Source organism: Prevotella sp. S7-1-8 (genome assembly GCF_000758925.1).
GTDB lineage: Bacteria > Bacteroidota > Bacteroidia > Bacteroidales > Bacteroidaceae > Prevotella.
Genome location: NZ_JRNC01000096.1, coordinates 1 through 14,218 on the forward strand (window position 1 = coordinate 1; position 14,218 = coordinate 14,218).

Sequence of the window (14,218 nt, forward strand, 5' to 3'; positions counted from 1 at the left end):
ATAATGGTGAAGAAGAGTGTTAACATAAAATTTGCCATACCTTTTCGGTCACTTGTAAATGGTTGATTTTTTGGATTTTAACAAAACTGCTATTTTAGCTCATTTTAAGCCTAATGTATGCGTGTTTTGTCATTTTCTTTAAGATTTTAACGACTTGTCAATTATTTTGGTACACAATTATTAAGTCGTAATAGTGACATTCTTAAATGGTCTGTGTGTGCCATTTTCTCAAGGATGTATAGCGTGAGCGCATTTTAAACATTCGTCCAAGTGGCGCGATCGGCTCGCAACGCATGCGAGCGCCATAAATTTACCCAAGATTAAGACTTGTTTTTTAACATGATTTTTCACGTAAGAAAAAAGACTTTTCTCGTTTATTTTTAGTATTTTTGCAACAATATGGACAAAAAAAACATCTATATAGTTATGAGGAATTTAGTGTGTTGCGTGCTGTTTGCCCTTGCATGCATATTTGCAGGATGCTCTAATAGCGCGAAAAAAGAGTTTAACGCGTTGCTGATAGAGTTGGCCGAGCAGGACAAAACCATTGACAGCGGAGACTGGGCACAGATAGTGACTTTTCTTGATAACAACAAAGCCAATTTCAAGGAATTTTACAAGGATGGGCAGATGGATGTGCAAGAGGTGCAAGAATATATCTCCGATTTCTTCGAGCACCGCAGGCCACCCTTTGAGGTGACCATTATCGGCCAAGGTCATGACAAGCTCACGTTCCGCTTGTTCATAGAGCGCAGTGGGAGCATGACGCCTTACGATAGCAAAGATGGCGACGGATCGTTTCGCTCTACCATCATGTCGCTCCAAAACAGCTTGCCCGGAGATGTGAAAATGGACAGCATTGGGGAAAAAGGATACACTGATTTCAGAAAGATATTTGACAAGGTGCTCAACAAGACTAACAAGGATGAGGTGAGCATTTTGGTAACAGACATGATCTATTCCGTGCGTGACATGGCAAACGTTAATCCCCAAAAAGTGTTCAACGAGGCTGAGGAGATGATAAGTGCCGTGTTCAAGGACGAGGTGAAAAACAAGTCGATGGTTGCCATACGGATGATAGGCTCATACAATGGGCCGTATTACGCGTATGACAACAGTGCGCATCAGTTTGCGGGAAAGCGTCCTTATTACATTCTTGTCGTGGGTTCTAACGAGAATATCAAACGATTGACGCAAGACCCTTCATTGCGTTTTTTCTCAGAGATACAAGGCATGAGAGGGTATGACAACATGTGCCTTTTCACGGCAGAGGATCTTTACGAGCCTTACCACTCGTTTTTGTTGACCAACCATGACGTACGAGGCCGATTTAAGCCAGCACATGGACAAGGTTACCAAATAAAGAGTTTGGAAGATGTCAAGCCCGACAAAAACTCGGGTGACGTACAGTTGGTGTTGGCCGTAGACTTGAGTGACATGCTCATAGATCAGCGATACTTGTGCGACAAGGGCAACTATATGGTGGAGGCCGACGACGATATCAAACTTAAGGCTATCAGAAAAATAGAGAAAGCGGACATGACACCGGCACAAAAACAATATATTGGCACGGCTACACACATATTTATCCTGTCGGCAAACCGTATTAATCACGAACAGGATGTGGAGATAAAATTGCTTAATCGTATGCCTGAATGGATTGAGAATTGTACTACGGAGAACGATTTGACGCCCGACTCGAGGTCTACATTCGCGCTTAAATATATTCTCGGTGGTATATGGAACAGTTATAAGCGATACACTGATCGTAGGCCGTGCTTTTTTGAGCTTGAATTAAAACTTGACAAATGAAAAATTCAATTTTATTGATTGGGGGAGCCGTGCTAACGGCGCTCTTCATGATTTTCCCGTCCTTGGTGTTTGAGATGGCGGACAGCCAGAGCGAATTTGCCAACGAGATGTACAATGAAAACCATTATTTCGTGGTAGCGGTTATTAGCTCCGTGATGGCATGGGGCGTCGCCGCGTTGTTCTATTACGTGATCAATAGCGTGAGCTTCAGTCGTTGGTACCATTGGCTTATAAGTCTGCTTGCGGTATCTATAGTGGCTTCTGTGGTCAACTATATATATTTGGACGGTGCGCTGTCAATAGACTATTCGGGCCAATTGCTAAATTTCTCCATCATCGATTTTGTGGTAACGGCGGTGCTTTTCACCATCGCCTCGTTTGCTATCAGGTGGTGGAGTGGCAATTGTAGACACACGCCAATACCTGAATGAAATGAAAAAATGAGTTTGGGAGAGAATGACCATGGGCCTTTAGCCATTAAAAAGCGGTCGCAAGCCTATCGCAAGACAGAGCGTTAACAACCCAAACGCAATACCTAAATAATGCAATGAGACTATTCTTATTTTTAGTTGGTGGAACCGGATCGCGCGTGATGCGCCCATTGATCATGCAATTTGCGTCGGGCGTACACCCCATGGATGAGCAGGGGAATCCCATTTCGGCAGAGGTGATACCCATTATCGTGGACCCACACAAGGCTAACGAAGACTTGAAACGTACAGAAAACCTGTTACGCTGGTACCGCGATATACGTCGCGCGCTTTATGGCGAGGCGGTGGATGTGCCTAAAGGCTTCTTCTCCGTGAAAATATCCACACTCAGTGACATACTTCCCGGAGGCTCAAATCTTAGTGACACGTTCCTGTTTAATCTTGGGGCGGTAGAATCCAAGAAGTTTCAGGATTTTATTTTCTATAACACGCTCGACACGGCTAACCAAGCGTTGTGCTCCATGCTGTTTTCCGACGACCAGTTGCAAACCAAGATGGACATAGGATTTGTGGGTTCTCCCAACATAGGTTCGGTGGCATTAAATCAGTTTAAAGACTCAGAGGAGTTCAGACAGTTTTCTAATGTATTTGGCAAGGACGATTATATTTTTGTCGTCTCCAGTATCTTCGGGGGTACCGGAGCCGCAGGCTATCCCATCATTGTGAAGAATATACGCAATGCTGGCAACAACGCGGCAATCAACAACCGTGGCGATTTGCGCGACGCAAGGATTGGGGCGTTGACAGTACTGCCTTATTTCAATGTGCAACAAGACGAGAAAAGTCCGATAAGCAGGGCAGATTTCATCTCGAAAACAAAATCGGCGCTATTCTATTATCATGACAACTTGACGGGACTCACTCAGGGTGGAGTGGATTTGGGCTTGTCAAAAATAAACGCTTGTTATTATTTGGGCGACGAGGTGCCGTCAAATCCATACTATAACGACCCCGGGGGCAATGGTCAGCGCAATGAAGCGCACGTGGTGGAATACGTGGGTGCGCTGGCCGTCATCGACTTTATGGGTATTCCTAAAGACCAAATGGTGACCAAGAATGGCAACGCAAGCAATCCCATTTACAAGGAATATGGATTGAGCAACGACAGAATGTCGCTCACACTCAAAGACTTTGGGCTTTGCACTCGAGTTTTGGTAAATAGGCCTATGGCTAAATTTTACTTAGCTTACCAATATCTCACGCATCAATTTAGAGATGATATAGGCAGGGGCTACACGCAGGACAAACCCGAGATACAAAATAGTTTTTTGGCCACAAGTTTCTTTTCTACGCTCACCAACGACTTTTTCGTGGGATATCGCACGTGGCTCAAAGAGCTGGCTGGCAACCAGAGAGCTTTTGTACCGTTCAACCTCAACACCACTCAACTCTCCGATGCCGTGAACGGAGTGGCTCCAAAGAAAAGCTTTTTCGGTGGCGAGATTAATTACAAGACCATTCTGGGAGCTATGAACAAAGCGTCGCAAACGGCCGTGAAGAATGGCAGGTTTGCATCTGGCGAAGTGCCATTACGGCTGATGGCGCTGCTTGACGAGACTCTCGACAAGCTGATCGATGAGAAATACAATGGTTTGATTTAAACGTGAAAGGTTAATAACATAATGTCCAAGATATTATCATATAACAACAAAACTACAGGCGAGGGATGGATACCCTTGACAAGCCAATACGGCGCTGACGAGATAAACATGATCAGCGACCCTAACGGCGGACTGTCGGCGGTGCCGCGCACAGCCATTCCATCTCCATTTGCGCAAATGGACTTGGTGAAAAACGCCTTTAGAAGGTTGGCGGCGAACGCCAATCTCAATGGAGAGCTGATGGATGAGAGGTTGGTGGGCAACGCATTGGACGTGGCACAACTCTTCTTCAACTTGCCGGAGCTGCAATCAAAATTACACGTAGTGGAGTGGAACAAGGCTGGAGCGCTACAGCAATTGAAAGCCGACACGCAGCACAAACTATTGGGCGACACCATGGAGATGTTTTTGGACCAAGACAAAGAGGCTTTCAATTTTGACCACATGGATCGCCTTTATTTTCTCGTACACGGCAACAAGGTCATTGGATGCACGTCGCCCGTGACGCTATTCATGGCCACTCCCAATGCTCGGCCAAACCTTTATGCCATTCCCGTGGAGCAAAACGTGAACGTGTTTGACCTCACGCGACCGCTGCACATGCGCGAGCCAAAATTCGTGAAGTGTATTTACGCGCTCTTCACGGCCTATCCAGAACTGAAAAAAATGTGCGCCGAAGTGAACGCCTACCTCATTACGAGTTTCGGTTTGCTCGCGCCACAGCTCAGGCAAGAGATTTTGACAAACATTGGCAACCCGGAAACTTTAGACTATGAAAGTAGCGAACGGGCGCTGCAATATCTCAAAGTGAGCTACGATTTGACCGAGCAGGGAATACAAGCGTTGGGCATTCCGTTCTATTGCGCTCGCAAATCGGATATCCAAGAAGCCATACAAAAAAGCGATTTTCGTATTGAGCCATCCATCGTACCCCACGGCGAGCGATTGCCATTGGTGCTTCAAAACCACTTGAACGCGCCACGAACGTCGCCTTTCAGATATGTCACCAGCGATTGGGACGACCTGACCGTGATCACGCCCGAAGACTATGCGATGGAACCCGACAAACGGATCTTGCCAGCCACGTCGCACCAATATCCTTGGCTTACTGACGACGATTTCTTCCTTCCGTCACTTATCAAGCTTGACTATACAATGGATAGGGACTGCTTTTTCAATGGCAACATGACACAAGGAAGCAGGGAAACGGACAACAATGATTTCTTGTTGCCTCTTAGCAAAACTTATTTCAAATACTTCACGGTAAGTGATTTGTGGGGCACCATAGCCGGACGACCGCGCTTTGAGATGATACACACGCAGACAGGACGGCAGGAAACCATCAAGGTTATACTGCGTATACCAGTGCAAAAGCAAGGCGCCTTTGTCACGTTGGAGCGCATTTACGTACAAGCCGTGGGCGTGGACATGCGCTATGACAGGGAGAACAACCGAGGTTACTTCCTCACGGTGCCTTTCGCTCTTGGCGTTTTCCCATTTATCAAGTCAGCAAACCTCAAGCAATACACCGTCCAGCTCATTGACAGAGCTTTGGGATTGTTGGAGAATTGCCGTTTAAATCTTGAGTTTTTCGCATCTAATGACAATGGCGACTTGGAAGTGTTGCCAACGGTGAAGCGTTCAAAAAGCCTGAAAAACGAGAAACGCGTGGGGTCTGATTATTATCGATTGGCAGGAGCTTTCGATTTTGCTAACGTGCAAATTTTTGACGAGCGGGGCAACCTCATGTCTGAGGGAGTGGTATGCCCAAGATGGGCGAGCGACGCCAATGGACACGAGGCATTTACCTTCGCTGTGGATTTTGGCACGACAAACACACATGTTGAGAGCATGCGCCAAGGACAAATGCCTGAACCTCTGACACTAAGCTCTGACGCAAAAGAACGGCTTTTAGCTACCTTGTATAACGGAGAGCACATTTTGTACGATGTCATCATGAAGCAAGAGTTTTTGCCACGCAATATCGGCCATGATTATAGATTTCCACAGCGCACGGTTCTTTCCGAGTCAGAACGGCTTGACGTTGAGAATATTGATGAGATAGTGGCTCTCGGCGACGCGAACATCCCTTTCATTTACGAAAAGGAATCCGTGGGATATGGCAATCGCATTGTGGCTAACCTGAAATGGTCCACAGAGATAGAGACGGCTAAGCGCGTGCGCGCTTACCTCACGGAGCTGGCCCTTTTGATGCGCGCCAAGGTTTTATTGGAAAATGGAGACTTGAGCAAGACACGGCTCATCTGGTTCTACCCATTGGCCATGAAAGTGGGAAACATTCGGAAATTGGGCGAGATGTGGGCAAAAACGTTCAAGCATGTCTTTGGTTTCGAAGCCGACGAACGTCAGTTAATACAGATGCCCGAGTCTGTGGCGCCCTACTATTTCTATCGAGGGTCAAGCCAATTTCGCGGTTCCGCCTCATCGGTGGCATCCATAGATATTGGTGGTGGGTCGAGCGACGTGGTGGTATTCGAGCCTAATGCCCAGCAACCCACTATCTTGACATCGTTTCGTTTCGCCGCCAACGCCGTTTTGGGCGATGGCTTCTCGGAGGTCCCTCATGGTGACAGCAACCCAATGTTAGCCAAATACGTGGCATATTTTCGTAAACTATTTGACGCTGACGACGACCGCTACGGAGAACTGAACGGCATTCTTGACGACATCATGTCCAAGCGAAAGAGTGAGGACATTAACGCGTTCCTCTTTTCGGTCATACAAAATAAAGTGGTGGCAGGAAACGATGTGTTCTCCTATAACCAAAGGCTGAACGAAGATGGGCGTTTCAAAATAGTGTTCATTTATTTCTATTCCACGCTCCTCTACTATGTGGCGTCGATGATGAGACACCGTGGATTGGACAAGCCTCGGTCGGCCATGTTCTCTGGAACGGGATCTAAAATTCTTGATATTGTGGGCAGCCAACGCGAGCTTGACTTGTTGTCCCAAGCGATATTCGAGCGGGTCTACGGTGAAAAGTATGGTGAAGATGGGTTCTCTGTGGTCATGGAGCGTAAAGAACCAAAGCAGATTACATGCCGTGGAGCATTGATGCAAGTGCGCGACTCGAGTGGATGCGCTAATGTGGAACAACTTAATCAAATGTTGGATGGTTTTGAATCTAACTTGAAATACAACTATTCCACCATTGACCAAGAGCGTCTTACTTACGCCGATATGGACAAAACAGAGGTACGATCGGCCATCGTGGCGTCAGTAAAACAGTTTAACGACTTCTTCTGCACACTCTGCGACGACATCCATGTCGTTGATCGCTTCCTTGTAGACAATCTTTCCCTTGCCCGTTTCAAGGAGTTGGTAAACAAGGATTTGGAGCATCACCTGCTCAATGGATGGAACTATATGAACAAGAATGAGCCTGAGCGAAATGCCAATGACACCATAGAGGACGCCGTATTCTTCTATCCAATCATTGGGTGCATACGTGACAATCTCATTGAAAACTTGTAAAAGGCATTATCGATGTTTAACAAAAACAAAAACAACAACGTGTCATACGATGATGTCTCCAATATGATAGAGCCAATCGTCGCAAGGATAGACAAGCTCGAGACCGCGCTAAAAAAACAAGCTAAACAGATTGTCGAGTTGCAAAACCTCCTTAAAGGCACTGGCGCCATACGTCAAGGAGATGGGGAGAAAGGTTCCGAAACCTTTAATTTGGCATCGGAGACACAGCTTCAAATCCATGAAGAATGCGTGGATAGAAACCGAACGTCTTCGGAGAAAGCTCTGACGACTAACAACATGGTATCAAAGGACAACGTATCAAGTCGTTCCGTGGAGACCTTGTACCTGCCGGCACCAACCCCGGATGGCCTGTTCATGGAGTATAGCCCCACGGAACAAGTGGGTAAAAGTGTCTATCAGTTACGCACGGAAGACGGAATTAATGGACAGTTTATCATGATAGACACCTCTGATGCCATTGCCACGGCAATGATCAGTATTAGCCAGATAGTCAAGCCAGTGTGCAGAATAGAGGGCAACACCAAACAATATCCTCGTCGAATTAAAACGATCGAGGAAGGTGTGGCCCAGCGAGACGGCGCAATATGGCGAGTTACCAAGAAAGCCAAACTGTCGTTTGAATGACATTGTGACTTTAGACGTTATAAACCAAGAACGCTTACAACAATTAAGAAAACAAGAAAGGAACACCGGTAACGATGAAAGTGAAATGTCCTAAATGTAGATACAGATTTGATTTGGCGGATGCGCCGGGCATGCAGGAATTGCAATGTAACTGTCCGCGTTGTGGAATGCCTTTCACGTTTGCCGTGGATGACGAGAGCGTTGGCAAGCAAATGAACGCCGAAACATTGGAGTCTGCAGACCGTGCGGATACAAACGACAGCACGTACAAGAAGCAAGACCACGCTGAGGTATATTCTAATTCACCGACTCAAACTGACGATTGCAAGGCGAGTAGCGTGCCACCGCCAATTTATCCCAATTTTAACAACATCCAGAAAACATCCAACCCTCTTAACGCTCATCCTTTCAATACAGATATTCATGGTGAAAACATGATATTTGCAAAGTACAAATCTAAGGGGTACATTAAGAAAAATCTTGTGCTCGCGGTTGTTTTTGTAGTGGCTATGACCTTTGTTGTTCGTCAATGCGGCACATCGACAAGCTACACGGCCGATGATGTAGGCCTATCTGACACGAGCGAAAACTATACAGATGACCAGTCAGACGCAGGTTCCGCACCATCGTTTAACAGCAATGCCGCCCCTGAGAAAGCGCCCGGGTGGATACAGGGCAACTGGTATATAGAGACAGACTATGGCGGCATCTCCTTGAAAATACATGGTGATCAAATAGCCGAGACCTGCGGCGGAAAGACCACTTATGGCACTTATAAATATCAGGCTCATCGTTTGTATTGTGATTTTGGAGATAACAACGAGTTTGTTTATACATTGGTTGAAGAGTCGAGACAAATCGACGCGGGCAATGGCATGCTGATGAGAAAGGTAGATTAGATGGTGGCCAAGCGGCCTATTTCATACGGACTTTTTCCAACCATTGCTTGAACTCATTGCTGTAACCATTGAAAATATTGATGTCTACATCTCCATGAATGCCCAAAACCCTTCCATCGGGAGCCAACTGCCATATCCATAGTTTAACGTCGGGTTTGTACTCGCCATATCTTGCTATCCATACCGGATAGCCGCTTTTGATATCTGGAGCCTCGTCAAGATACTTGTTTACAAACATTTGGCTGACATACAGGATGGGACGCATGCCCGTCTTGCGCTCAACGGCATAGAGCCAAGCCCTTACCCTTTGCCACATGGCATGCGCTCCCCCCATCTTTTTGACATGAGAGGGAAGGGGCTCGAGATCCAAAACAGGAGGCAAATCGCCTTTCTTGAAGTATGAATGCCGCAAGAATGTTGCCGCTTGCGCGCTTCCAGAGGTATGGTAAGAGAAAAAATGATAGGAGCCCACCGGGTAACCATGCGCTCGGGCAGCAGCATAATCCGCTTTGTAAAACTTGTTCACAACACTCGTCCCCTCTGTAGACTTGATAAAAATAAATGATATTTTATAGTCCACCACATCGTTTACGCATTTATTTGACAGCGTTCCCAAATGCGTAACGCGTAGTTTGTCCCAAAATATTTTACAATGTTTTTTCTTTTTTACATGCTGGTGTTTGGATATGTCGATACCATAAATACGGTCTGACGAATAGCTCAAACGCTCGCCTTTATACACGTTGTTTTTCCATTCGCCCACCCTGAATAGTGAGCGTTGCGACGAGAACCCAAATCCGTTGCGTTTGTCATGTTTCCAAACGCCCTCGAAAATTCCTCCCTCCGCGTCGCGATACGTGCCATGTCCGTGTGCCATCAACCGGTGATCAAACTGCCCGCGGTACACTCCCAAGGAGTCATGTCGAGTTCCTGTCACGATGGTATCATGGTCCCAGATGGCGTCAACCCTCCTGCCCAAGCTATCGATGGCCCATCCTTTGCCATGCCTCATGTTGTTGTGCCACGCTCCCGAATAGACCAAAGAGTCACCTGCGTAGAGCGCGCCCAGGCCTTCACGCTTGCCGTTTACCGTCTCACCCCGATAGGTCATGTTGCCATAGGTCACCACTGTAGTGTCGCTTTGGTTTATGGTGCATGCGCATGGCAACATGATTGCCGTTAAAAAGGCAAGAAACATCCATGCCTTATACCCTGTATCGTGTGTTTTACCGTTCATTTCTTGATCCTCGCTATCCTGTTTTTGTAGACCAAACCGAGAAACTCGCCATAAGCGTTAAACACGGGGCTGCCATCTTGAGCGAACAATTCCGGCACGTCGCGCAGCCGTCCGTCCACACTTCTTCCAGGCACCAAGACGGCTTCGCGTTTCATGACGGCATTTGGCGCAACTGGCGTAACAGTGATGACGTTCGTCTTTCGGCACACGCGCCACGGAATGTTTCGCACGGCATACACGCCACGTGGTTTTGTTTTTTGGCAAGTTTGTACGACAAACGGTTCCCCTGCGCAAGCCACATCGGTTATCGCTTCCTTACATTTCTCGGTTTGCAATTTGCCATCCCGGTCGCGCCACGATACCCACAGCAGGTATCTTCGCTTCAAGGTATCGCCGTGACGAGGCTTGTATTTTTTAAGTATTAGAAAGGTTCTCTTTAGCGAGTCTGTTTCTTTCTTTTGTCGTTCAGCGTGTTGGGCTATTTTCATATAGCCCTCATCTTGCACTCCATGACTACGGAAATAATAATTTATCTCTTTTTGTTCGATTTCATTTCGAGCTATAATCCGCTTAATAGAGTCGGTCACGATGTTTATTTTTTGCTCTATATTGTCAACGTTTCGCCGATCGGCCTCACACGTTGATGGCTCGCCCTGCGCGACAGTAAGCACTCGTCCGCGACAACTTGGCCACCACCAATGTTTGTCAGCCCACACGCCGACCTGACTGATAGAGTCTTGCCGCACCACTACCGTGTCTCGACCATTCGTCACGCACAACTGCGAGTACCCATCCACATGGCATACACATCTCCCGAGATCGTCTTTGCTGGCAGGGAATAGCCTGGTGATCATAGTTATGGCAACAGCCACAATGATTACTGTCGCTATGACGCGAACTCTGAAAAGCGCGTCATGTCTGTATTCTTTCGTTTTGAAATATCTCATGTTCCCATAACATCATTGCGCGCCATGCAGTCTCATGTACATACGCATGGGTCTCATACGCCTCGAAATGTATATTTTCACACATGCAAAGTTAATCATTTTCTTTGTCGATAACATCTCGTTCCATGGCTTTTTATCCATTTATTATATTTATCAGACGGTAGTCGCCGTTTATATTTTTTACGTGAATTTCCCTACGTTCGCATATCCCATTCCATCATTTTTAATTACCTTTGTAAAAGAAACCAGAGCGATGCAACAGACAGACAATGACATTTTGCGGTTGGCCGTGCCATCTATCATAAGCAACATTACCGTTCCCTTGCTTGGCTTGGCCGATTTGTCCATTGTCGGGCACATGGGCTCCGAGCAATACATTGCCGCTGTCGCGGTTGGCACCATGATGTTCAATGTGATCTATTGGCTGTTTGGCTTTCTCCGTATGGGTACCAGTGGCATGACATCGCAGGCCCTTGGCCGTGAGGACCATTCGTCCGTTAAACTACTGTTGCGCCGTTCCATGTACATATCCGGGGCCATAGCCCTGTGTTTTCTGGCGCTGCAGGCGCCACTTTGTCAACTCACGCTCCACCTCATCGGGCCATCCATTCAGATTAGACCGATGGTCACCACCTATTTCAGCATAGTGATTTGGGGAGCGCCCGCGATGCTTGGGCTGTACGCATTGAACGGATGGTTCATCGGATTGCAAAACACCAAGATACCCATGACTGTCGCCATCTTGCAAAATATTGTCAACGTGGTGGCGTCGCTCACTTTAGTGTTTGGTTTAGGCATGCACATATCGGGTGTAGCGTTGGGCACACTCATAGCCCAATGGTGCGGTTTCCTATTTGCCCTTTGGCACGCATACCGTCTGCTGCGTTTATATACCCATCCGCGACGCACTGACAAGGCTGTCAATTCTGGCATGGTGACATGGGGGGCTTTTTTCACCGTAAACCGCGATATATTTCTCAGAACGATCTGCCTTGTTGTCGTCAATCTTTTCTTTACCTCCGCTGGCGCGCGCCAAGGCGACATGCAGCTGGCCGTGAACACGTTGCTCATGACGTTTTTCACGTTGTTCAGCTACATCATGGACGGCTTCGCTTTTGCAGGCGAGGCATTGGCAGGCTTGCTCTATGGCGCCCAAGATGGGGTCCGGCTGCATGCCACCGTTCGTAGGCTTTTTGGCTGGGGAGCGCTCATGGTCATAGGCTTCACGTTGGTGTATGTTTTGGGTGGCAACGCGTTTTTGGGCTTGCTCACCAGCGAGCATGCTGTCATCGCGGCTGCCGACGAGTATTTTTATTGGGCTTGTCTCATTCCGTTGGCAGGTGTGGCAGCCTTTGTCTATGACGGCATCTTTATTGGCATCACGGCCACGAGAGCCATGTTGGTATCCAGCGTGGCGTCCACCGTGGTGTTTTTTGTTCTTTTCTTTTCGGGCAAGGCATGCTTGCCTACCAACCATGCGTTGTGGATGTCTTTCATAGCGTATCTTGCCATGCGCGGTTTGGCGCAACATATCATGATGAAAAAACAGATAAAATTTTGAGAGGACATGGAGTTAGCTTTTATTTTAGCGGGTATTGTTGTTGGATTTGTTATCGCGTACTTGGTATTGCAGGGACAGAAGAAAACTGCGCAAACAGCTTTAGTGTTGGCCAACAAGCAGGCGGACATGGAGGCGGAGACCATCAAAGGCTTGCAGGCCAAGATAGATACATCCAACGATGAACTGCAAAATTTACGCCAACAACTCACCGATGCCAAAGTATCGCTTGGCGCCGCGCAAGTCCAATTGACAGCCGAACGACAGCAAAACGCAGAGAAAGAGCGGAGAAAACAGGAGCAAGACCAAAAGCTTGAGGTACAGCGGCAACAACAATTTGCGGCGCAATTAGAGACGGTGCGCACGCAATTTGAGAACTTGGCGGTCAAACTGCTCGACCAGTCGGCCGACAAGTTGAAATCGAGAAACACCGAGACAATGTCCGCGCTGACCGCTCCGCTGAAAGAAAACATTGACAAACTGCACGAGGCCATCTACAACACCAACCAAGAGACGGCTAAAAGCGCGGCTTCGCTGTCACAACAATTGAGGGAGATGGCCGAGCGAACGCAAAAAATAGACAGCGCGGCCACCCGACTGGCCAACGTGATGCGGGGCGGCAACAAGATACAAGGCAATTGGGGGGAGCTGATATTGACAGACATTTTGGAGCAAAACGGTTTCAAACAAGGAGTGAACTACGATGTACAACAAGTTATCACGGATCACAAAGGAAACGCGGTGCTCAATGCCGAGAGCGGCAAGCGCATGGTGCCCGACGTGATATTGCACTATCCTAAAAACGAGGATGTGATCATAGACTCTAAGATGTCGATAGAGGCTTATGAGCTATACGTAAACACGGACAATGACGATCTCAAGAGAAAATACGCCAATGACTTGGCGCGAAACGTTCGCACCCAATTCACAAGCTTGGCCAAAAAAGATTATAGCAGCTACATCAGGCCACCCAGGCGCGCCATAGACTTCGTGATAATGTTTGTCCCCAACGAGGGCGCGCTGCAATTGGCGATGGCCACTGACAAACGCTTGTGGAACGATGCCTTTGCCAAGCATGTCTTTATCACTTCGCAACAAAACCTGATGGCCATCTTGAAGATGATAGAGATAGCGTGGCGTCAATACGCCCAAACAGAAAATCAAATTAAAATATACGGTATAGCCGAAGAACTGCTTAAGCGAGTAGGCGAGTTTGTCAAACGTTTTGACAAGGTGAAAAAAGACATCGACACGTTGGGCAAGGATTATGACGACGCTTACAACAAGGTTTACACAGGTAGGCAGAGCGTTGTACGCAAGGCCAATGAGATGAAACAACTGGGCGTGAAAGAAGCAGCGAACTATCCCATACCTTCATCCGAGAACGAGCTTGGCGATTTGTAACCTTCGTGGATGCCATGTCGCTACATTGCAGGCTCGTGGGCAAATGTTCTTGAAATGGTGACACGACGTCAAGCCAACAACTCTGTTTGAGCATGGTGTCAAGGAGTGGTTGTTGAAAAAAAATTATTG

The 14,218-nt window shown here is 47.4% G+C and carries 10 protein-coding genes; 8 read left to right on the plus strand and 2 right to left on the minus strand.

Annotated elements, in window-relative coordinates; translation table 11 throughout:
* Positions 1 to 426: 426 nt before the first annotated feature.
* From HMPREF1640_RS11550 to HMPREF1640_RS11575, 6 genes are all read left to right on the plus strand, one after another.
* Positions 427 to 1,812 carry a hypothetical protein gene (locus HMPREF1640_RS11550; RefSeq protein ID WP_197051515.1) on the plus strand — a complete coding sequence of 462 codons (1,386 nt, stop codon included), beginning with the start codon at positions 427 to 429 and terminating at the stop codon, positions 1,810 to 1,812.
* Positions 1,809 to 2,243 (plus strand): hypothetical protein, encoded by a 435-nt coding sequence (locus HMPREF1640_RS11555; RefSeq protein ID WP_036895004.1) that lies wholly within the window; start codon positions 1,809 to 1,811, stop codon positions 2,241 to 2,243. The genes HMPREF1640_RS11550 and HMPREF1640_RS11555 overlap by 4 nt, the downstream gene beginning before the upstream one ends.
* A 176-nt stretch (positions 2,244 to 2,419) precedes the next feature.
* Positions 2,420 to 3,904 (plus strand): hypothetical protein, encoded by a 1,485-nt coding sequence (locus HMPREF1640_RS11560; protein ID WP_052051831.1) that lies wholly within the window; start codon positions 2,420 to 2,422, stop codon positions 3,902 to 3,904.
* A gap of 21 nt (positions 3,905 to 3,925) precedes the next feature.
* On the plus strand, positions 3,926 to 7,399 hold the full coding sequence (locus tag HMPREF1640_RS11565; RefSeq protein WP_036895009.1) for a hypothetical protein: 3,474 nt from the start codon (positions 3,926 to 3,928) through the stop codon (positions 7,397 to 7,399).
* Positions 7,400 to 7,411: 12 nt separating this feature from the next.
* On the plus strand, positions 7,412 to 8,044 hold the full coding sequence (locus tag HMPREF1640_RS12645) for a hypothetical protein (RefSeq protein ID WP_052051829.1): 633 nt from the start codon (positions 7,412 to 7,414) through the stop codon (positions 8,042 to 8,044).
* Positions 8,045 to 8,118: 74 nt separating this feature from the next.
* A complete protein-coding gene (locus tag HMPREF1640_RS11575) occupies positions 8,119 to 8,943 on the plus strand; it encodes a hypothetical protein (protein ID WP_156098807.1) in 825 nt (274 codons plus the stop codon).
* Between the two features lie 16 nt (positions 8,944 to 8,959).
* On the opposite strand, the gene HMPREF1640_RS11580 is transcribed toward HMPREF1640_RS11575, so the two are convergent.
* Entirely contained in the window at positions 8,960 to 10,180 is a 1,221-nt protein-coding gene (locus tag HMPREF1640_RS11580; RefSeq protein WP_036895013.1) for a GH25 family lysozyme, read from the minus strand.
* Positions 10,177 to 11,127 carry a hypothetical protein gene (locus tag HMPREF1640_RS11585; RefSeq protein ID WP_052051830.1) on the minus strand — a complete coding sequence of 317 codons (951 nt, stop codon included), beginning with the start codon at positions 11,125 to 11,127 and terminating at the stop codon, positions 10,177 to 10,179. The genes HMPREF1640_RS11580 and HMPREF1640_RS11585 overlap by 4 nt, the downstream gene beginning before the upstream one ends.
* Before the next feature lie 253 nt (positions 11,128 to 11,380).
* On the opposite strand from HMPREF1640_RS11585, the gene HMPREF1640_RS11590 reads away from it, so the two are divergent.
* Positions 11,381 to 12,688 (plus strand): MATE family efflux transporter, encoded by a 1,308-nt coding sequence (locus tag HMPREF1640_RS11590; RefSeq protein WP_036895025.1) that lies wholly within the window; start codon positions 11,381 to 11,383, stop codon positions 12,686 to 12,688.
* Positions 12,689 to 12,694: 6 nt separating this feature from the next.
* Positions 12,695 to 14,089 carry a DNA recombination protein RmuC gene (gene rmuC, locus HMPREF1640_RS11595; RefSeq protein ID WP_036895015.1) on the plus strand — a complete coding sequence of 465 codons (1,395 nt, stop codon included), beginning with the start codon at positions 12,695 to 12,697 and terminating at the stop codon, positions 14,087 to 14,089.
* The last annotated feature ends 129 nt before the right edge of the window (positions 14,090 to 14,218 follow it).